This is a genomic window from Gemmata sp. (assembly GCF_051859125.1).
In the GTDB taxonomy this organism is placed as follows: domain Bacteria; phylum Planctomycetota; class Planctomycetia; order Gemmatales; family Gemmataceae; genus Gemmata.
Map to the genome: position 1 here is coordinate 22,822 of NZ_JBHYGG010000275.1, position 18,691 is coordinate 41,512.

The 18,691-nt window shown below is 72.7% G+C and carries 16 protein-coding genes and 1 pseudogene; 10 read left to right on the forward strand and 7 right to left on the reverse strand.

Annotation, left to right across the window (positions count from 1 at the left end; translation table 11 throughout):
- Positions 1-15: 15 nt before the first annotated feature.
- Complete coding sequence (locus ACTIGN_RS27675) at positions 16-1,152, reverse strand: hypothetical protein (protein WP_439629979.1); 1,137 nt, start codon at positions 1,150-1,152, stop codon at positions 16-18.
- A 711-nt stretch (positions 1,153-1,863) separates the two neighbouring features.
- On the opposite strand from ACTIGN_RS27675, the gene ACTIGN_RS27680 reads away from it, so the two are divergent.
- Both ACTIGN_RS27680 and ACTIGN_RS27685 read left to right on the forward strand, forming a co-directional pair.
- Positions 1,864-2,841 (forward strand): DUF1559 domain-containing protein, encoded by a 978-nt coding sequence (locus tag ACTIGN_RS27680; protein ID WP_439629981.1) that lies wholly within the window; start codon positions 1,864-1,866, stop codon positions 2,839-2,841.
- 11 nt (positions 2,842-2,852) lie between these two features.
- Positions 2,853-3,242, forward strand: a complete 390-nt coding sequence (locus ACTIGN_RS27685) for a hypothetical protein (RefSeq protein ID WP_439629983.1) — start codon at positions 2,853-2,855, stop codon at positions 3,240-3,242.
- 255 nt (positions 3,243-3,497) lie between these two features.
- On the opposite strand, the gene ACTIGN_RS27690 is transcribed toward ACTIGN_RS27685, so the two are convergent.
- Positions 3,498-4,112 (reverse strand): hypothetical protein, encoded by a 615-nt coding sequence (locus ACTIGN_RS27690; RefSeq protein WP_439629985.1) that lies wholly within the window; start codon positions 4,110-4,112, stop codon positions 3,498-3,500.
- 509 nt (positions 4,113-4,621) lie between these two features.
- Between ACTIGN_RS27690 and ACTIGN_RS27695 the strand changes: the two genes are divergently transcribed.
- From ACTIGN_RS27695 to ACTIGN_RS27710, 4 genes are read left to right on the forward strand one after another with little or no spacing between them, the layout of a single operon-like run.
- Complete coding sequence (locus ACTIGN_RS27695) at positions 4,622-5,581, forward strand: ABC transporter substrate-binding protein (protein WP_439629987.1); 960 nt, start codon at positions 4,622-4,624, stop codon at positions 5,579-5,581.
- 9 nt (positions 5,582-5,590) lie between these two features.
- Positions 5,591-7,102, forward strand: coding sequence for a sugar ABC transporter ATP-binding protein (locus ACTIGN_RS27700; RefSeq protein WP_439629989.1), 1,512 nt, complete (start codon positions 5,591-5,593; stop codon positions 7,100-7,102).
- Positions 7,099-8,055: an ABC transporter permease gene (locus ACTIGN_RS27705; protein WP_439629991.1), complete on the forward strand. Its 957-nt coding sequence runs from the start codon at positions 7,099-7,101 to the stop codon at positions 8,053-8,055. Before ACTIGN_RS27700 ends, ACTIGN_RS27705 begins: the two co-directional genes overlap by 4 nt.
- A 2-nt stretch (positions 8,056-8,057) precedes the next feature.
- Positions 8,058-9,017: an ABC transporter permease gene (locus ACTIGN_RS27710; protein WP_439629993.1), complete on the forward strand. Its 960-nt coding sequence runs from the start codon at positions 8,058-8,060 to the stop codon at positions 9,015-9,017.
- A 14-nt stretch (positions 9,018-9,031) separates the two neighbouring features.
- On the opposite strand, the gene ACTIGN_RS27715 is transcribed toward ACTIGN_RS27710, so the two are convergent.
- Both ACTIGN_RS27715 and ACTIGN_RS27720 read right to left on the reverse strand, forming a co-directional pair.
- A complete protein-coding gene (locus ACTIGN_RS27715; RefSeq protein WP_439629995.1) occupies positions 9,032-9,562 on the reverse strand; it encodes a DUF2721 domain-containing protein in 531 nt (176 codons plus the stop codon).
- Positions 9,563-9,617: 55 nt separating this feature from the next.
- Positions 9,618-10,004: an SPW repeat domain-containing protein gene (locus tag ACTIGN_RS27720; protein WP_439629997.1), complete on the reverse strand. Its 387-nt coding sequence runs from the start codon at positions 10,002-10,004 to the stop codon at positions 9,618-9,620.
- A 572-nt stretch (positions 10,005-10,576) separates the two neighbouring features.
- Between ACTIGN_RS27720 and ACTIGN_RS27725 the strand changes: the two genes are divergently transcribed.
- The 4 genes and pseudogenes from ACTIGN_RS27725 to ACTIGN_RS27740 all read left to right on the forward strand — a co-directional run.
- Positions 10,577-10,774: a hypothetical protein gene (locus ACTIGN_RS27725; RefSeq protein WP_439629999.1), complete on the forward strand. Its 198-nt coding sequence runs from the start codon at positions 10,577-10,579 to the stop codon at positions 10,772-10,774.
- Positions 10,771-11,775, forward strand: coding sequence for an amidohydrolase family protein (locus tag ACTIGN_RS27730; protein ID WP_439630001.1), 1,005 nt, complete (start codon positions 10,771-10,773; stop codon positions 11,773-11,775). The genes ACTIGN_RS27725 and ACTIGN_RS27730 overlap by 4 nt, the downstream gene beginning before the upstream one ends.
- Positions 11,776-12,030: 255 nt before the next feature.
- Positions 12,031-12,555 (forward strand): GlcG/HbpS family heme-binding protein, encoded by a 525-nt coding sequence (locus ACTIGN_RS27735; RefSeq protein WP_439630003.1) that lies wholly within the window; start codon positions 12,031-12,033, stop codon positions 12,553-12,555.
- A 169-nt stretch (positions 12,556-12,724) separates the two neighbouring features.
- A pseudogene (locus ACTIGN_RS27740) lies at positions 12,725-13,007 on the forward strand (efflux RND transporter permease subunit); the annotation flags it as partial.
- A gap of 314 nt (positions 13,008-13,321) precedes the next feature.
- On the opposite strand, the gene ACTIGN_RS27745 reads toward ACTIGN_RS27740, so the two are convergent.
- The 3 genes from ACTIGN_RS27745 to ACTIGN_RS27755 all read right to left on the reverse strand — a co-directional run bounded on the left by ACTIGN_RS27745 (position 13,322) and on the right by ACTIGN_RS27755 (position 18,634).
- The gene (locus tag ACTIGN_RS27745) at positions 13,322-14,524 is read right to left on the reverse strand and encodes a hypothetical protein (protein ID WP_439630005.1); all 1,203 of its coding nucleotides are present in this window, start codon (positions 14,522-14,524) and stop codon (positions 13,322-13,324) included.
- 547 nt (positions 14,525-15,071) lie between these two features.
- Positions 15,072-16,715: a sulfite reductase subunit alpha gene (locus tag ACTIGN_RS27750; protein WP_439630007.1), complete on the reverse strand. Its 1,644-nt coding sequence runs from the start codon at positions 16,713-16,715 to the stop codon at positions 15,072-15,074.
- 116 nt (positions 16,716-16,831) lie between these two features.
- Positions 16,832-18,634 (reverse strand): NirA family protein, encoded by a 1,803-nt coding sequence (locus tag ACTIGN_RS27755; protein ID WP_439630009.1) that lies wholly within the window; start codon positions 18,632-18,634, stop codon positions 16,832-16,834.
- Between the last annotated feature and the right edge of the window lie 57 nt (positions 18,635-18,691).

Below are 18,691 nucleotides of genomic sequence, written 5' to 3' on the forward strand. Positions count from 1 at the left end.
CGTGAAGGGGGCGGCTCACTTCTCCGCACCGGCGAGGCACGCGGCCAGGTGGCTCAGGCTCCGCGAGGAGGCGGCCCTGGGGTGCCCGAGGACGGCCGGTTCGCCCAGGTTCGCGGCGATGTTCATCGTGTTCGGGTCGTCGGGGACCAGGTGGAACAGCTTCTGCCCGAGCGCCTCCTCGACGTCGGCGGGCGCGAGCGCGTGGGGCTGGCCGTGGCGGTTGCCCACGAGCCGCACCCGGTCCCGGTCGACCTCGACCGCCTCGAGGTGCTCGAGCGCCCGCCGGGCGTTCCGGAGCGACGTGAAGTCGGGCCGGAACACCAGAAGGATCGCGTCGGCCATCCGGAGCGCCTGGGTCTGCTCGTCGCGGAACGTCGGGTTCACCTCGACCACGGTGTTCGGGCACAGGCCCCGGGCCAGGGTGATGACCTCCCGGACGGTGTCCGCGGTCACGCCCGGGCCGCTCAGGGAGGCCCGCGTGCGGATGGCGCTGGCCTGCCGGCGGGGCGAGGCGAGCAGCCGCACCCCGCTCCCGTGCGCCACGAGGGACTGCTCGAACATGTCGCGGTCCGGGCCGCCGTACCCGCCGCACAGGTCCGCGATCGTGTGCGGCGGGTTCAGGTCGAGCAGCGCCGCCAGGTCGCCGGTTTCGAGCTTCAGGTCGACGAGCGTGCAGCCCCCGTGGGTCCGGGCGAGGGCGGCGGCGACGTTGACCGCCACCGTGCTGGCCCCGCTCCCCCCTCCGGCCCCGAGGACCGCGAACGCCTTCCCCACTTCCGAACTCGACGCCCCCCTCTTGAGCCGGTCCAGGGCCCCGTCGAACTCGGTCGCGAAGTCGTCCTCGGTGACGAACTCGGCCGCACCGGCCCGCATGGTGCGGAGGATCAACTTCGGGTCGGTCCCCGGGCCGAGTGCCGCGATCGGGAACGGGACCGCCGGCCGCGCCTCGGTCAGGGCCGCGAGGGCGATCAGCCCCCGCTCGGGGTCCGGCGACAGGCAGAGCACCACCAGTTCCGGCCCGCGATCGGCGAGCTGCGGGTAGTCGGCCAGGGGGACCACGCCCTCGGCCGGGCACTCGTACCCGCGCCGCGCCAGTGCCCGCTGAACCAGTTGGGACAGGGGTTCCGAATCACTGAGAATGTACGTCCGCATCTCGTCACGCAAGCTCGCCGCAGAGCACCGGTCGTCGCAGGAGCAGGCCTCTCGGTGGGTCAGAAGAGTCGAGCTGAATGGAGTGTCTAACGGCGAGCCACGCTCGGAACACTTCAGAAGGTCGAGTTCAACCTAGTTCAAGTCACTTCTCGATGCGTTCGGAATTCAGATTTGGCGAAAACTAGGCAGCAATTCACTGGTTCTTTGAGATGAAAAATGATGTGGCAAACGACGTCTCGCCGCCAAGGCGTGCGGACGGCTCATCGCCCGCCCCGAGCGCTTTCCTCGGGTCGAACAACTCACGGCCCGACCGCCGGCCCTCCCAGGCGGCCCCCCGTGCCCGCCACGGGCGCACGATTCCGCCCCCGGCCACACTGCTCCAAATCCCACGCGGTCGTACCGGGTGACGTTTCGCCGGAGCCCATTCGAGCGTCCCCGGCTCTCAGCAACGCTGTTGCACGGGCTGCAAGCTACAATGATCGGGAGGAAGCGAGTGGGCAGAGACGAATCGTCGCGTCAGTGGCTCTCGCATACAACTTCTGTGCTGTTCCCCCCGTTGCCCTGCTCGTCAAGACCTCCCGAACCTCCGGTCGCGTGGCTTGTTGAGAAGAGGACATGGCACCCTCTCGGCTGAGATCCACCACACGCGGTACGGGGCCCCCTGAACTGGCGGCGCGGTTGCCTTGCTCTTTTCCCCACGAGGGTTGAGCCATGATCCGTCGCGGCTTTACGCTGATCGAACTGCTGGTCGTAATCGCCATCATCGCGATTCTCATCGGCCTGCTCCTTCCCGCGGTCCAGAAGGTCCGGGCCGCGGCGGCGCGGGCGAAGTGCCAGAGCAACCTCAAGCAACTGGGCATCGCGCTCCACAACCACCACGACACCGTCGGCCGGTTCCCGATGGGCCGGTACCACGCGAACCTGCAACCGGCGGACAACGGCAGCGGGAACGTGGACCGCCGGTGCTGGGTTCACCCGCTGTTCCCGTTCATCGAGCAAGCGGCCCTGAGCGCGACCGTCGAGGACTGGGCCGCCCGCGCCCACACCGGGGCCGCGCCCTACCCCTCGGAATCAACGTGGGTCCCGGACCGCTGGACGCGGGTTCCGATTCTGATGTGCCCGTCCGACCCGAACGCCGGGAAGACCCTCTCCTCCACGTGGTCGCAGTCCCCGAGTGCCACCCGCACGCCGGAGAACTCGCAGGGGTTCCACGGGAACTACCTCGCCTGCCACGGCAACGACATTATCAACCCGTCGGCCGACGCGCAGGGAGCGAACCGGAACGGCACGTTCTTCACGCGGTCCAGGGTCAAGCTCACGGACCTGTCCGACGGCACGTCGAACACCGTGCTGTTCTCCGAGACGCTCCTCGTCCCGGACGCACTGCCGAGCACCGGGACGGACATGCACGGCCGGTACTACAACGAGCAGCACGGGGCCAGCCTGTTCAGCACGAAGGAGCCGCCAAACACGCCGCTCGCGGACGTGCACCGGTACTGCATCGCTGCCCCGAAGGTGCCCTGCTCCGCCACGACGACCAACCAGGTCCTCTACGCCCGCAGCCTGCACACCGGCGGGGCGAGCGGCGCGTTCGGGGACGGGTCCGTGCGGTTCATTACGGACGAGGTTTCGGCGCCCGCGTACCGCGCGATGGGTACCCGGTCGAATTCGGACTCCGTGCAAGAGTGACGGGGGAGATCATGAGCCGGTTCGTGCCCATTACCCTGCTGATCCTGGCGGGGTGCGGCCCGACGTCGCAACGGCCCTGCGCCGTGGAAGGCGAGGTCGTGCTCGACGGCAAGCCGCTGCACGCGGGGACGATTCAGTTGTTCGACCCGGCCGGCCAACTCGCGGGCGACGGCGGCACGGTGGCGGACGGGCGGTTCGCGTTCTCGGCGTCGGCCGGCCCGAAGCGGGTCGAAATCCGGGCGTCGAAGATGATGCCGGGCCCCGTGGACTCGCAGGGCCGGCCGGACGTGCGGGAGTACCTGCCGGCGCGGTACCACGACCAGTCGAAGTTGACCGTGGACATTCATCCGGGCGGACCGAACCGTCTTCGGTTCGACCTGACCTCTTCGGACAAGCCCTGACCCGGACGGAAATCGCCCCACAGAAAGAAGAGGACGGGCGGTGAAGGTCTACGGTCTCGCCGTGCCGACGAGACGGACACAAGAGTACCTCGGTTCGGCTCGCCCGTGTCCTCGCAAAGCCGGTAAGCCGACTCAGGACCACCGGACACAACCCGCTGTAGGGCCGGCCGTAACCCGATCCCTCTGCCCTGCCTCGGCCGGCACGGCCGCCCTACAACCGGGTGCCCTCCTCCGGTCCCGAACCTGCGCTGGAGGTCAGGGGGCAACCGCGAGTGCCTCGGACAGGGTGGTGAACGTGGCCGGGTGGGTGGGCAGGTTGATGTGCCGCGTCCCACGAAGTCGGACGTTCCACGCCCCGGTCACTTCGGTCCCGTTGAACAGCAGGTTCCGCCCGGTCGGGAGGTACCCGTTCCCGACCACGTTCACCACCTGCCCGGCCCCGACCACCCGCGTCTGTGTGGTGTTCCGAAGGTAGTCCCCGCCGATGTACCCGACCACCGCCACCGGGACCCCGTCCTGGACCAGCCGGTTCGCGACGGCCCGGGCCTGGTACGCCCCGGCGCTGTACCCGATCACGGCGAAGCGGGCCGTCGGGTCTGCCGCGTGCGTGGCCCGGATCTCCCGCTCGAACGCCCGCACCTGGTACCACCCGCCGACCCGCGTACTCGGGAACCCGGCGTCGCGGAGCCGCTCGCCCAACCGGTTCGCCCCGGCCGACCCGAGCGGGTTGAGCCCGTCGAGAACGTACACGTACATGGGGCTGGCGGGGGGCGCGGCGGTCGGAGCCGGGTCGGCGGCCCCCGCTCGCGGGGAGTTAGTTGCGGCCAGCAGTGCGGCGACGGCTCCGATCAAGCGGGCGCGGACGTTCATGGTGCTTCTCAAGGAGTCAGTCAAGGGAGATTGTCGCAGTCTCAATCGGCCGCTGGCCGGAGAGACATTGGTCAGAAATGTGGGGGGCATCGAAATCCCATTTTCCCTGACAACATCGTCCGACGGTGCCTGACAGACTTCCCCGCGGAGGACAGACGCAGACACCGCTTCCCCCGCCCGGACGCGGTGCCCGCCTGACTCGCGGAGCCGTCGCAACGGATCGGTGACGATGTCCGGCCCGCGAGGGGGACGCGTGGTACTGGGCCTGGCGTGGACCGGGGTGCGCGGTCCGTTCTGTCGCCACCACGCTGCGACAGTCCGGTGGACACCGGGTGGGAACGAGCGTGCCAGCGCGTGCGAGACGCGGTGCCGGGGTGCGGCCGCGTTGTCCGGGGTCCCCGCGGGTGGGCGTCCGGAATGTCCGCGTAACGGTGCCTGCGCATCTGCTGGCACCGGACCTGCGACCTCCCGCGTGCCGCCGCGCGGCGCGGTGACTCCGGAGGCGTGTGATGGCGACGGGAACGCGCCGCAGCTTCATCCGGACCGCGGCGGTCGCGGGGGCGGCGGCCCTGACGGGGTGCCGGCGGCGGAGCCGCGGCGCGCTGGTCGGGTTCGCCCAGATCGACACCGGCGGGGTGTGGCGGGTGGCCGAGACCGAGAGCATGGTGGCCGCCGCGGCCGAGCGGGCCGGCACGTTTGAACTGGTGGTCACCGACGCCCAGGACCAGACCGTCAAGCAGATCGGCGACGTCGAGGACCTGCTCGCCCGCCGCGCGCGGGCGGTGTTCATCGCCCCCCGGGAGTACGACGGCCTGGAACCGGCCCTGGAGGCGGCGCGGCGGGCGGGGGTGCCGGTCTTCCTCATCGACCGCGAGGCCGAGGGCACCCCGGGCGTCGATTACGTTTCCTTCCTCGGCTCCGACTTCGTCGAGCAGGGGCGGCGGGCCGCCGGGTGGCTGGTCCGGGCGACCGGCGGCGCGGCCGGGGTGGTCGAGCTGACCGGCACCGCCGGGTCGTCCGTGGCCCGCGACCGGGCCGACGGGTTCCGGCAGGGGATCGCCGGCCACCCCGGGGTCCGCGTCGTCGCGTCGCAGACCGCGTCGTTCGCCCGGTCGGCGGCGCAGGCCGTGCTGGCCAACGTCCTCCAGGCGCTCGGCGGTGCCGTGACGGCCGTGTTCGCGCACAACGACGAGATGGCCCTCGGCGCGGTCCAGGCCGTTCGCGCGGCCGGGCGGCGGCCCGGGGGGGACGTGACGGTCGTCTCCATCGACGGCCAGCGGACCGCCCTGGAGGCGATCGTCCGCGGCGAACTGGGGGCGACGGTCGAGTCCAACCCGCGGTTCGGGCCGCTGGCGTTCGCCACCCTGGAGCGGCACCTCGCCGGCGAACCGGTGCCGCCGCGGATCGTCCTCCCCGACCGGCTGTTCGACGCGGGCAACGCCGCCGAGTCCCTCTCCGACGCCTACTGAGGGCCACCCATGACGACGGCCGCCGCCCCGCTGCTGAGGATGGCCGGGGTGACCAAGACGTTCGGCGCGACGACCGCCCTGGCCGGGGCCGAGTTCGCCCTCGACCGGGGCGAGGTCCACGCCCTCGTCGGCGAGAACGGGGCCGGCAAGTCCACCCTCATCAAGATCCTCACCGGCGCCTACCGCCGCGACTCCGGCACCGTCCTGCTGGACGGCGAGCCGGTCGACTTCCGCTCGCCCCAGGAGGCCCTCGGGCGCGGCGTCGCCGCGGTGTACCAGGAGGTCCAACTCCTCAACCGGCTGACGGTCGCCGAGAACATCCTGCTCGGCCGGGAGCCGGGCCGGTGGGGGCTGATCGACCGCCGCCGGCTGAACGCGCAGGCCGGCGACACGCTCACCCGCCTCGGGCTGCCGATCGACCCGGCCGCGCGGCTCGGCGGGCTCCCGCTCGCGCAGCGGCAGATGGTCGCCGTCGCCCGCGGGGTGTCGCTGGGGGCGCGCGTCCTCGTCCTCGACGAGCCGACCAGTTCGCTCGCCGCGCGCGAGGTCGAGACGCTGTTCGGGGTCGTCCGCCGCGTCCGCGCCGCCGGCACCGGGGTGGTGTACGTGAGCCACCGGTTCGACGAGCTGTACGCCCTGTGCGACCGGGTCACGGTGCTCCGCGACGGCCGGCACATCGCGACCCGGGCGCTGGCCGGGCTCGACCGCCGGCGGCTGGTCGAACTGATGCTCGGGCGCGAGGGCGGGCCGGCACCCGGGCGCGCGGAACCCGGGCCGGGCCGGGCCGCGGGCGCCCCGGCCCTTCGGGCCGCCGGCCTGCGGCGGGGCCGCGCGCTCGACGGGGTGTCCGTGGAGGTCGGCCGCGGCGAGGTCGTGGGGCTGGGCGGGCTGCTCGGGTCCGGCCGCACGGAGACGGCCCGGGCCGTCTTCGGGCTGGACCCGCCGGAGGCCGGCGAGGTCGCCGTCGGCGGGCGCCCGGTGGCGGCGGGCGACCCCCGCGCGGCGATCGCCGCCGGGGTCGGGTTCCTGCCCGAGGACCGTCGCGCCGAGGGCATCGTCCCGGACCTGTCCGTCGCCGAGAATCTGACGCTCGCCGCCCTGCCGCTGCTGACCCGGTTCGGGGTGGTGTCGCGGGCGCGGCAGCGGGCGGTGGTCGGGCGGTTCGTGGCCCGGCTGCGGATCAAGGCGTCGCCGGGCCAACCCATCCGCGAGCTGTCCGGCGGCAACCAGCAGAAGGTGCTTCTCGCCCGCTGGCTGTGCCGGAACCCCGGCCTCCTGCTGCTCGACGAGCCGACCCGCGGGATCGACGTCGGCGCGCGGGCGGAGATCCGCGCGGTGATCGGCGAGCTGGCGGCCGCCGGCCTCGGCGTCCTGTTCATCTCGTCGGAACTGAGCGAACTGATCGAGGAGTGCGGGCGGGTGGTGGTGCTCCGCGACGGCCGGACCGTCGCGGACCTGGCGGGCGCGGGCCTGACCGAGGGGAACGTCATGCGGGCGATGGCCGGCGGGGGCGAGACATGAACGGGGCGGCGCGGTGGCGGCGGGCGGTCGCCGGGGCCGGCCAGCGGTACGGGGCCTTCGCGGCCCTGGCCGCGCTGGTCCTGGCGAACGTCGCCCTCACCCCCAACTTCGCGACCGCGGGCAACCTCCGGAACGTCCTGATCCAGGCGTCCGGGCCGGTCCTCGTCGGGGCGGCGATGACGCTCGTGCTGGCGACCGGCGGGGTGGACCTGTCGGTCGGGTCGGTCATGGCGGTGGCGGGGGCCGTCGCCGCGGCGGTGATCGGCCCGGCCGGGCCGTGGGCGGCGGCGGCAGCCGGGCTGGCCGCGGCCGCGGCGGTGGGCACCGTCAACGGGCTGGTCGTCACCCGCTTCGGGGTCGAGCCGTTCATCGCGACCCTCGGAACGCTCATCGCCGCGCGGGGGGTCGCGCAGGCGGTCTGCGGCGGCGGGGGGGCCGTACCAATTTCCGACCCGGCCTTCGAGACCGCGCTGGGGAAGGGATCGGTCGGTCCCGTCCCGGTGCCCGTGCTGGCGGCCGCGGCGGCCGTCGCAATCAGCGCCTTCGTGCTCCGGGCCACGGCGCTGGGCCGGTACCTCCTCGCCGTCGGCGGGAACGCGGCCGCCGCCCGCGCCGCCGGGGTGCCGGTCGGCCGCACCGTCCTGACCGCGTTCGTCGCCAGCGGCCTGCTGGCGGGGACCGCCGGGCTGGTCGAGGCGGCCCGGCTCGGGGCGGCGGACCCCACGAACCTGGGCAGCGGGTTGGAGTTCGTCGCCATCGCCGGGGCGGTGATCGGCGGCACCCCGCTGCACGGCGGCCGGGCGCGGCCGGTCGGGACCGCCGCCGGCGTCCTCATCCTGGCCGTGGTCGGCGCGGCGTTCAACATGCTCCTCGTCCCGTTCGCCTGGGCGCTCGTGCTCCAGGCGGCGGTCATCCTCGCGGCCGTCGCCGCGCAGCGCACCCGGGTGGACTGACGATGGCACCGGGACACCCGCTCGCCCGCCTCATGGCGGCCGCCCGGAACCGACCGGCACTTGCGGTCCTGGTCGCGGCGTGCGCCGCCGCGGCGGTCCGGTACGAGACGTTTCTGACGCCCGAGAACCTGACCAACGTCCTCCGGCAGAACAGCATGGCCGGGCTCCTGGCGCTCGGGATGGGCCTCGCCATCCTGAGCGGCGGACTGGACCTGTCGCTCGGGGCGCTGCTGGCGGTCGGCGCGGTGGTCGCGGCGACCCTGTCGCCGCACGGGGCGGCGGCCGCCGTCGCCGGGGCGGTCGCGGCGGCCGGGGCGCTGGGGGTGGTGAACGGGCTGCTCGTCGCGGTCGCGCGGGTCCAGCCGTTCATCGCCACGCTGGCGGTGAACATGGCCGCCCGCGGGGCGCTCCTGGCGTGGACCGCGGAGCAGTCGGTCCGGGTGGCGCGCGACGCGGCGGACCTCAATTGGCTCGGCCGCGGGTGGGTCGGCCCGGTGCCGGTGCCGGTGCTCGTGCTGTTCGCGGCGTTCGCCCTGGCCGGCGTGGTCCTGGGCCGGACCCGGTTCGGCCGGCACGTGTACGCCGTTGGGGACAGCGAGGAGGCGGCCCGGCTGCTGGGGCTGAACGTCGGGCGGGTGCGGGTCGGGGTGTACGCGCTGTCGGGGGCGCTGGCCGGGCTGGCGGGGGCGGTCCTCGCCGCCCGCGTCGGGGTGGGCCAGCCGACCGCGGGCCTCGGGTGGGAGCTGGCGGCGATCACGGCGTTCGTCCTCGGTGCCACGTCCCTGGGCGGCCGCCCGGCCGGGGCCGGCTCCACCCTGGTGGGCGTCCTGCTGCTGGCCGTGGTGTTCAACGCGTTCAACCTGGAGGGGTCGATCAGCTCGTCGTGGCAGTGGGTGCTGCGCGGGGCGATCCTGATCGGCGTCGTCGCGCTCCAGCACCGCATCGGCCGGCCCCCGGGCTGAACCGGGACGGCGGCTCAGCCCGGGGGCCGGCCGATGCGGCTGCCGCTCCCGTTGACCTCGTCGAGGTCCGCCAGTTCCTCCTCGATGGACCGGCGGTCGATGCGGTTCTCCGTGATCACCAGGCCGACGGCGACGAGGTCGAGGACGAGTGCCGCCCCCACGGCGAGCGCCCCGGCGGTCGCGATCACGGACAGGGCGGTCACCTGGGTCCCCGTCAACTCTTCCTTCGGGGGGAAGGCGACGGCGAGGCTGGCCGCGGCGATCGCCACGATCGCGCACACCATGACCCAGCACAGCAGGCACGACGCGCGGCTCATGCAGATCAACCGATTGTGGTACGCGTGGATCTGCTCCCGGAGCGACCCGCGGCGCCGGGTCTGGTCCTTGTACCCGCGCAGCTCGCCGGTGAGCGCCCGGTACCGGTCGAACGCGGGCACGTACCGCGCGGTGACCCACGACTGGAAGATGGCGGTGGCGATGATCAGCCCGACGGCCGACCCGGCCACCCCGGCGATCTTCGGCAGGTCAATCTCTGGCAGGGACATCGGACCCTCGGCGAAATAATTGGGTGTGCGGCCGCGGCCCAGTCCGCGGCACCGCTCAGGTGGCGGGACCGAACGGCTCGGGCTGGACCGGAGCGAAGTGCGGGACGAGGCGCGTGGTGAGGGCGACCGCGACGGCGAACAGACCGAACGCGACGTGGGGCACCCACACCTTGCCCGCGAACCCGAACAGCCACGGCGAGGCGGCCAGGAGCGCGCCCGCCGCGACGTCGAGTTGGAGGTGCATCCGCATGGGGATGACGCTCCGCACGCCGCACTCGTACTCGGTGAACAGGCTGTAGAAGATGGCCCCGAAGCCGATGGCCACCGGGACCATCGCCTCGGCCCACATCGAGCCGAAGCCGCCGGCCCACGGGGCCGCGACCAGTGACGCGCCCCACAGGTAGTCCAGAACGCCGTGGACGCGGGTCGGTATGAATCGCACGGAAAGTCCCTCCCACTTGATGCGGTGATCTTCACGTCGGGCGACGAATGCAATTGCACCTCCCGTGCCGGCACCGCACGGCGGATAAACACCCAACTCTTGCGTGACCGGTTCGAGGCGCCAGTCGCCACCTGCCGGGGCCGCCACGCAGCACAGTTGGCGACGGCCGGTTCGCCCATCCCGGCCGGCTCGAACAATCGCCGGTGATCGCGAAGTGCCACACCGTGCGGATTGCGATCGCCCCGGAAACTGCCGTCAGCCCGACTCGCGAGTCGGGTACCGCCCGCACGGACCGTCGGGCTTTCCCGAGAGTTGCTCTCTCGGGACCGGGCGGCCCCCGGGTTGCACCACTCCGATTCGCGCTCGCTCGCGGCGTGCCCGCGAACCCCGTCCGACAATGGAGTTCCCGCGCGGCTGAAAATCACCGCACCACCGGCGAGAATCCGAACGAGCAGAACCAGAACGAGGACCGCCAGAATCGAGGCGCGTGGCGCGTCGAGTGCCCGCCGCGGCCCCTGTCCCGCTGGCGGGGACTGCTTTCGTTCGCGCGGGAAGGCCCAGCAGGGGAAACCGTGGACCAGCGCGCCGAGCGGCTCCGGAAGGAGGGCACCGGGCGCGACGGGGCCGCGAACGAGCCGGCCCCGAGCGGGGTCTGGGGCAACGACGCCGAGGCGGTGCAGGTGGCCGCGACTCAACCCGCACTCACACTCCCGGAGCTGTCCCCGGCACGCGGCGGGCGCCGGGGACCACCGAACGAGGGCCGACCGTGAGAATCGACTGCCACGTCCACGTCCTGGCGACCACGCCCGGTCACGGGCACCTGTCCGGGTCCCTCCGCAGGCGCCCCAACGTGGTGTTCACCCGCCTGCGGCTGGGCCTCCCCCTGTTCGGCAGCGACGAGGCGCTGGAGCGGGCGTTCGAGGACAGGCTGGTCCGCACCGTCGACGGGACGCCCGAACTGGACGCCGCCGTCGGGCTCGCGTTCGACGCCGTGTACGCCGAGGACGGGCGGCTCGACGACGCGAACACGCACCTGTACGTGACCAACGGGTACGCGGCCGAGTTGGCCCGGCGGCACCCGAAGGTGCTGTTCGGAGCGTCCGTCCACCCGTACCGCCCGGACGCGCTGGCCGAGTTGGACCGGTGCGTCGCCGCCGGGGCGGTGCTCGTGAAGTGGCTGCCGCTCGTGCAGGGAATGGACCCGGCGTCCGAGCGGTGCCTCCCGTTCTACGAGGCGCTGGCGCACCACCGGGTGCCGCTGCTGTGCCACACCGGCGGGGAGCTGTCGCTGCCGCAGCGATTCCCCCAGTACGCCTCCCCCGAGTTGCTCCTGCCGGCCCTCCGGTGCGGGGTGACGGTCATCGCCGCCCACTGCGGCACCCGGTCCACCCCGCTCGGCACCGACTACCTCCCGACCTTCGTGCGGATGGCGAAGGAGCACGAGCGGCTCTACGGCGACACTGCCGCGCTCGACAACCCGAGCCGGTCCTATGCGTTCCCGGTGCTGCTGGGCGACGCCGGGGTGCGGCGGAAGGTGGTCCACGGCAGCGACTGGCCGATCCCGTCGGTGCCGACGCTCAAGGCCGGGGCGGGCACCGCCCTGCGGCTCCTCGTCACGGAAGGGAACGGGAACTGGGTGCGGCGGGACGTACTGGCCAAGCGAGCAGTCGGGTTCGACGACGACTACTTCCACCGGGCCGCCGACGTCCTCCGGCTGCCCGAGGGGCGGCGCATACCCGCACCGGCAGCGGCCGCCGTCGCACATGCGTGACGCCGAGAGGTGTCGGGCGCGGGCTCCGGACGCCCCCGGACCCGGCGAGCCGGCTCGCCCCACCCGGTAGGAACGGGCGGCGGACGACACTTGAGTGAGGGAGGGGCCGGTCCCCGTGGCCGGGTTGGCCCTCCGCGCACGGGGCGCGGACCTGGTCCGGAGGAACGCGACCTTGACGCACCGGGTGCGCACCGGGCCGTCAACCGGGCCGCGGGGTAAACTCACCCGAACCCGGAACCCTACCGAAAGGTCGCCATGTCCCTCTCTCGAATCGTGCTCGTGTCGGTCGCGCTCGTCCTCTTGTCGCCAGTCGCACCGGCCCAGGACAAGAAGCCGCTCGTCTCCCGCGAGCGGGTACAACTGAACCTCGCCGGTGCCGAGACGGTGCTCGAGGCTGCGAAGAAGAAGGCCGCGGAGTTGGGCCTGGCGTGCAACATCGCAGTCGTGGACGACGGCGGGCACCTGCTGTCGTTCGCCCGCATGGACGGGGCACGGCCCGCGAGTGCCGCCACCGCCCTCACCAAGGCCGTCTCGGCCGCGACGTTCCGCCAGGAGACCGGCCCGCTCCCGCCGAAGGGCGAGCCGGACGTGCTCCTGAGCCTGAGCATCCAGAACGCGAGCGGGGGGAAGGTCACGACTCTCAAGGGCGGCGTTCCCATCGTCATCGACGGCCAACTGATTGGTGCGGTCGGCGTCGGCGGCGGGACCGGCGAACAGGACGCCGAGGTGGCGCGGGCCGGAATCCGGGTGCTGCTCGACGCCGTGCGCGAGAAAAAGTAGGACCCCGAATGGACCGCGGCGCGGGACCGGCGAACCACACCGCCGGATCGGCCGGCCCCGCCCGGTTGGTTCCGAACGCAGCCGAGCCGATCAACGCCCAGAACACGCCGGCCCACCCCCGGAAGCCGTGCTCACACAGATCCTCCTCCGCCCGCCGCTGGCCATCGTCATCACGGTGATCCTGCTGTTCCTGGGGGTGCTGGCGATCGGGGTGGTGGACGACGCCATCGTGGTCGTCGAGGCCGTCCAAGCCAAGATGCACGCCCGGCACCTGTCGCCGTACCGGGCGACGATGGAGGTGCTCCACGAGGTCAGCGGCACGGTCATCGCCATCACCCTGGTGATGACGGCCGTGTTCGTGCCGGTGACGTTCGTCCCGGGGCCGGTCGGCACCTTCTACCGGCAGTTCGGCATCACCCGTGGCGACGTCCATCGTCCTGTCTGGGGTGGTGACCGCGGACGCGCCTGCGGTCCAACCACCCCCGCCGTTGCCCCTCCCGGTCCTGCCCCCGCCGCGGGTGGTCCCCAGGCTGCTCCACCCGAACCGCTCCCGAAGCTCGGTAAACTGCCCTGAACCCGCTCCCGAGTTACCCGGTGCCGCCACCGCTCCCGCGGGGCGCGTCTCGCAGCGCCCGAGCCGGGACGAGACGCCCATCAACGACACAACGCGGGGACGGCGGGCATGCGGACCCGTGCGAGCGCCTCGAGGGCGGAGCGGCCCGGGGGTCGGCGTCCCGGAGCCGGTGCCAGCACGCCGACCCCGGCTTCACAGGACGGTGTTGTCCGCCACGGTGTTGCCGCCCTCGACCTGGAGGGCGGGGCCGATGTTGGCCGCGAGGACGTTGCCCACCACGGAGTTGCCCGTCGCGCCGTCGGCGACCCACACGCCCGCGGCCCCGTTCCCGACGTTGGTCCCCCGGGTCCCGCGGCCGATCCGGTTCCCGCGGATGACGTTGCCCCGGGTGCCGGTGCCCTCGACGTGGACGCCGTCGAGCCCGTTGCCCGAGATGATGTTGCCGGCCGCGACCGTGGCGCCGCCGATCAGGTTGCCGGAGGCCCCGTTGAGCAGGTAGATGCCGTGCTCGAAGTTGCCCAACTCCGCGGTGCCGCTCGCGTCGGTGCCGATGTAGTTGCCCTGGATCGTGTTGCCGGGCGAGCCGTCAATGACCACCCCGTACACGGTGTTCGCCGAGATCAGGTTCCCCGCCCCGGGGGCGGTGCCCCCGATCAGGTTCCCGAAGGCCCCGCCCTGGATCCGGACGCCCGCGCCGTCCGTGGGGGTGGGGGTGTCGATCACGCCGTTGCCGATGAACTCCGTGCCGTTCGAGCCCGTCCCGAAGTGGTTGCCCGCCACCACGTTCCCGGTCGTCGCGGCCCCCGCGATCAGCACGCCGTTGGCGTCGTTGCCGGAGATCAGGTTGCGCGCCGCGGGGTTCACGCCCCCGATGATGTTCCCGGTGGCCGCGGCGTAGATGCGGACGCCGTTGCCGGCGTTGCTCAGCTCCTCGGCTCCGGTGAACAGGACCCCGATGTGGCACGCCCGGACGCGGCAGTTGTCCGCGTTGATGCGGATCGCGTCGCCGTTGAACTGGTTGACCCCCAGCCCGGTGATCACCGACCCGGACCCGCCGCGCTCGATCGTGAGGCCGGTGGCCCCAACCCCGGCCCCGGCCCCGTTCACCAGTACGAGCGGCAGGCCCGCGTACCCGGGCTGGCTCCGGCCGTTGATGTTGACCCGGTCGGTGATGGCGGGCAGAGGGGTGGTCATGACGCGGATCTGCTGGAGCCCGGTGCCGATCGCGAAGGTGATGGTGTCGGCCCCGGGGGTCGCGTTGGCCCGGATGATGGCGTTGCGGAGGGTGCCCTCGCCCACATTGTCGACCGACGTGACGGTGAACGTGGCCGGCGCGAGGCGGTCCTCGAGGGGCTCGACCGCGAGGCGGGGGCGGGGGGCGGGCTGGGAACTCATCGGGTGTCCATGGTGAATGGGGTGGAGGGCGAGAGCCGAAGGCCGGCGGTGGGCGCGTGACGCGCGGGGCGTCGCCGACCGCTCGTGCCGGGTGCGGCGGGTGGGTGCAAGAGCCGTGCCGCCGGCGCCCGGCTGTTCAGCGGCCGACCGCCAGCGCAGGGCGGGTGAATCGAGCGGCGCTCCCGGCCGGTTTAACAGCAACTCGCGGTCTGCTGCGGTACCCGGAGACGCCAGCGACGGGACGGGGTGGGGCCGAATCGTGCGTAAGATTAACGGCGGCCGGGCCCGCGCGAGTCCGGCACGCCCGGCCTCACAGAGGCGGGCGACAGAGCGGAGCCCGATCACGGCGATTCGGGGGACCGGCCTACTTCGGAAAGTGATGCGACCGCGGCGCTGTTGAGAAGTGTCCCGGACCCACCTCGCCGCCGGTCGCTGAGGAGCGGGCGCGTCGCGACGAGCGAGGCGCGACGCACATGCTGAGCACCGCGACCCGCTCCCCGCGGCCGCGGCTCGCCAGAAGGTGGCACCCAACTACGGTGCGGCGGCGTCAGTACACGTCGCGCTGGTACCGCTTCTCTTTGCTCAGCTTCCGCACGTACTCCTTGGCGTCGTCGGCCGACAGGCCGCCCTGCTGGGCCACGATCGCGTGCAGCGCGTGGTCCACGTCGAGCGCCATTCGGCGGGCGTCGCCGCACACGTAGAAGTGCGCCCCGTTCTGGAGCCAGTCCCAGAGTTCGGCCGCGTTCTCCAGCATCCGGTTCTGGACGTACACCTTCTCGGTCTGGTCGCGGGAGAACGCGGTGCCGAATCGGGTCAGCACCCCCGAGTTCTGGTAGCCCTCGAGTTCGTACCGGTAGAGGAAGTCGGTGTCGCGGCGCTGGTCGCCGAAGAACAGCCAGTTCTTCCCCGTCGCGCCGGTCGCGGCCCGCTCCTGGAGGAACGCCCGGAACGGCGCGATGCCGGTGCCGGGGCCGACCATGATGATCGGCACGTCGCCGCTCGCGGGCACGCGGAACCCGGGCGAGTGGTGGACGAACACCCCCGCCTTCTGCCGGGTGCGGAGCGTCTCGGTGACGAAGTTCGACGCGACCCCCTTGCGGACCCGCGAGCCCTGGGTGTACCGGACCACGCCGACGGTCAGGTGGACTTCGTCCGGGTGCGCCTTGAGCGACGAAGAGATCGAGTACAACCGCGGCTGGAGCGGCGCGAGCGCGGCGACCATGTCGGCGACCGGGGCGCGGGCCGACGGGAACTGTTCGAGCAGGTCGAGCACGTCCCACGCGGCCGGGACGCCCTCCACGTCGTCCTGAACGAGCGTCTTCAGGGTGCCGGACTCGGACGGGTCGCTGGCGCTGTCGGCGAGCAGGGCCGCGAGCCGCTCGCTCACCTTGGTGATGACGAAGTGCTTGGCGAGCGCGTCGTAGGCGTGGACGTGCGGGCCGGTGGGGGCCGGCACCAACTCGTCGCCCCGCGCGCCCATCGCCTTGAGCACCGCCTCGACCAGCTCGGGGTCGTTCTCGGGCATCAGCCCGAGCGCGTCGCCGACCTCGTACGTGAGCCCGCTGCCGCGGAGCGAGAACGAGACGAACCGCACGTCCTTCTGCGACCCGCCGGACGTCAGCTTCTGGCACTCCAGGAGCGGCGCGAGGAACGGGTTCTTGCGGTCGTACGGGCCGTGCGCGCCGCCGGTCCCGTTGGTGCCGCTGGTGCCGTTCACCGACGGCTTCGCGGCCACGCCGTTGGTGCCGGGGTGGTGGCCGTTGGCCTCGACGACCGGCAGCGCCTTGCGGGCCGCCAGCAGTTCCTTGAGCTTCTTCGAGGTCTCCTTGCCGCCCGGCGAGCACTTCGACAGGTCGGTGTCCTCGCCGCGGGCGATCGCCTCGGAGTACGACTTGCACACGTACCCGCACGCGCCGCAGTCGAGCTGCGCCATCGCGGCCATCAGCACCCGCTCGAACGGCTTCCCGTCCGCGAGCTTCAGCCGCTCGTCGAGCTTCAGGGCGGGGTCGTGCCACGGGTAGTCTTCCTCGGCGGGCGCGGCGGCCGGGGCGTGCCCGTTCGAGCCGTGCCCGCTCGGGGCGGACCCGTTCGCGGAACCGTCGATGCCGAGCAGGCCGGCGAAGAACCCGTTCAGCCACGCCCGCTGCGGGCCGGAGAACGGGGCGCTCTCGGGGAGGACCGGGATGGCCATGGGTGCGTCGCTCGTACCAGGTGTGATTGATTCGGGTCCGGTCCGAGCCCGAGCGCCGAGAGCGGGTTCACGCTCACCCCTCGCTCGACGCTCGGGCGCGGACCGGACCCCGCTCGTTACACGAGGGCCAGTTGGGGTTGCTCGAACCAGGCCTTCAGTTCGGCGGTCGGGTGCTTGCGGACGAAGTCGGTGAACGAGGCGTCCGGGGAGTCGCGGTGGTCGAGGTACGCGCGGAGCATCCGCTCGATGGCCGCGGGCACCTCGGTCGCGGGGACGCTGCGGAGCACCTCGCGGCCGATGTCCTGGTCGTCGCCGTACCCGCCGCCGACGAAGACGTGATAGCCCTCGACCATCTCGTCCCCGACCTCGACGCCGGTGCCGAGTAGTCCGATGTCGCCGAGGTAGTGCTGCGCGCACGAGTTCGGGCACCCGGTGACGTGGACGTTCAGCGGGTGGTCGAGCGTGAGCCGCGGTTCCAGGTAGTCGGCGATCGCCAGGGCGTGCTTCTTGGTGTTCGCGGCGGCGAACTTGCACCCGGCGTTCCCGGTGCAGGCGACCAGCGCGCCGCGGACGTTGGAGGCGTCCCAGTGGAGCCCGAGCGCCTCGATGCCGGCCTGCACCGCGGGCACGTCCTCGCCGGCGATGTCGGAGATCAACAGGTTCTGCCACACGGTGAGCCGGATGGTGCCGCTGCCGTACGTGTCGGCGAGGGCGGACAGGCCGCGGACCTGGTCGGTCGTGAGCCGGCCGACGGGGAGCAGCACGCCGACGTAGAACACCCCGGGTTGCCGCTGCGGGTGGACGCCGAGGTGCCCGTGCTTCTGCACCGCGGGCCGCGGCTCGCACTCGGCCAAGGGGAACCGCGTGAGCGGGAACGGCAGCAGCTTCTCGGTCTCGGCGACGTACTTCTCGTGCCCCCACCGGTCGAGGACGTACTTGAGCCGGGCCTTCTTGCGGTCGGTGCGGTCGCCGTTTTCGATGAACACCCGCACCACGGCGTCCGCGACGGGCACGCACTGCTCGGGGGTCAGCAGCACGCCCTCGTCCTTGGCGAAGTCCTTGTGGCCGCTGATGCCGCCGAGCTGGAGCCGGAAGTAGACGCCGGCCGGGACCGCCCTGCCCTCGCCGACGCGGACGGCGGTGAACCCGATGTCGTTGGTGTCTTCGAGGGCGCTGATCGCGCCGCCCCCGTCGAACGCGATGTTGAACTTCCGCGGCAGGCCGTACATCTCGCGGTGGTTCAGGATGTGGTGGTGCATCGCGCGGGCGAGCGGCCGGGTGTCGATCAACTCGTGCGGGTCGATGCCGGCCGTCGGGCTCCCGGTGACGTTGCGGATGTTGTCGGCCCCGGACCCGCGGGTGACGATTCCGATGTCCTGCAGCGCCGTGACCACGTCCGGCCCGTGCGCCGCGGGGATCTCGCGGATCTGGAGGTTCGCCCGGGTCGTCACGTCCGCGTACCCGCCGCCCCACGTGTCGGCGACCGCGGCGACGCCCCGGAACTGGTGCGACGTGAGGATGCCGCCGGGCATCCGCAGCCGGCACATGTAAGAGTCCTGCGCCGGGGCGACGTAGAACAGCCCCTGGTACTTGAACGCGAGCACGTCGTCCCCCTTCGGGAACCGCTCCTCGGCCGCGTGCTTCACGAGGTCGTCCCACATGTCGAGCGGGTGCCGCTTCCGCTTCGCCTCTTCTTGCGGGGTGAGCTTCTTCCCCTCGGCGATGGACCGGTTCTGTGCGAGGACGTGTACGGCGTCCGGTCCGGTGGGCACCGTGTCGCCGGCGGGCTTGCCGGTGCCCGGCGGGAGCCCGAGCGTCGCGGCGAACGTCGGCAGGCCGCGGACGGTCCGGGTGACGTCCGCCCCGCTCGCGAACCCCTGGAGGTACTGCTTCTGGTCGTCGGTCAACTCGTCGCTCATGTCGTTCTCCTTCTCGGGCCACCTGCCGTCCGAGCCCGAGCGCCGAGCGAGGGTTCA

What these genes read in the sequence shown, in the direction of transcription:
- ACTIGN_RS27675 (WP_439629979.1), bottom strand. Translation starts at nt 1,152, where the DNA reads ATGCGGACGTACATTCTCAGTGATTCGGAACCCCTGTCCCAACTGGTT.
- ACTIGN_RS27680 (WP_439629981.1), top strand. Translation starts at nt 1,864, where the DNA reads ATGATCCGTCGCGGCTTTACGCTGATCGAACTGCTGGTCGTAATCGCC.
- ACTIGN_RS27685 (WP_439629983.1), top strand. Translation starts at nt 2,853, where the DNA reads ATGAGCCGGTTCGTGCCCATTACCCTGCTGATCCTGGCGGGGTGCGGC.
- ACTIGN_RS27690 (WP_439629985.1), bottom strand. Translation starts at nt 4,112, where the DNA reads ATGAACGTCCGCGCCCGCTTGATCGGAGCCGTCGCCGCACTGCTGGCC.
- ACTIGN_RS27695 (WP_439629987.1), top strand. Translation starts at nt 4,622, where the DNA reads ATGGCGACGGGAACGCGCCGCAGCTTCATCCGGACCGCGGCGGTCGCG.
- ACTIGN_RS27700 (WP_439629989.1), top strand. Translation starts at nt 5,591, where the DNA reads ATGACGACGGCCGCCGCCCCGCTGCTGAGGATGGCCGGGGTGACCAAG.
- ACTIGN_RS27705 (WP_439629991.1), top strand. Translation starts at nt 7,099, where the DNA reads ATGAACGGGGCGGCGCGGTGGCGGCGGGCGGTCGCCGGGGCCGGCCAG.
- ACTIGN_RS27710 (WP_439629993.1), top strand. Translation starts at nt 8,058, where the DNA reads ATGGCACCGGGACACCCGCTCGCCCGCCTCATGGCGGCCGCCCGGAAC.
- ACTIGN_RS27715 (WP_439629995.1), bottom strand. Translation starts at nt 9,562, where the DNA reads ATGTCCCTGCCAGAGATTGACCTGCCGAAGATCGCCGGGGTGGCCGGG.
- ACTIGN_RS27735 (WP_439630003.1), top strand. Translation starts at nt 12,031, where the DNA reads ATGTCCCTCTCTCGAATCGTGCTCGTGTCGGTCGCGCTCGTCCTCTTG.
- ACTIGN_RS27745 (WP_439630005.1), bottom strand. Translation starts at nt 14,524, where the DNA reads ATGAGTTCCCAGCCCGCCCCCCGCCCCCGCCTCGCGGTCGAGCCCCTC.
- ACTIGN_RS27750 (WP_439630007.1), bottom strand. Translation starts at nt 16,715, where the DNA reads ATGGCCATCCCGGTCCTCCCCGAGAGCGCCCCGTTCTCCGGCCCGCAG.
- ACTIGN_RS27755 (WP_439630009.1), bottom strand. Translation starts at nt 18,634, where the DNA reads ATGAGCGACGAGTTGACCGACGACCAGAAGCAGTACCTCCAGGGGTTC.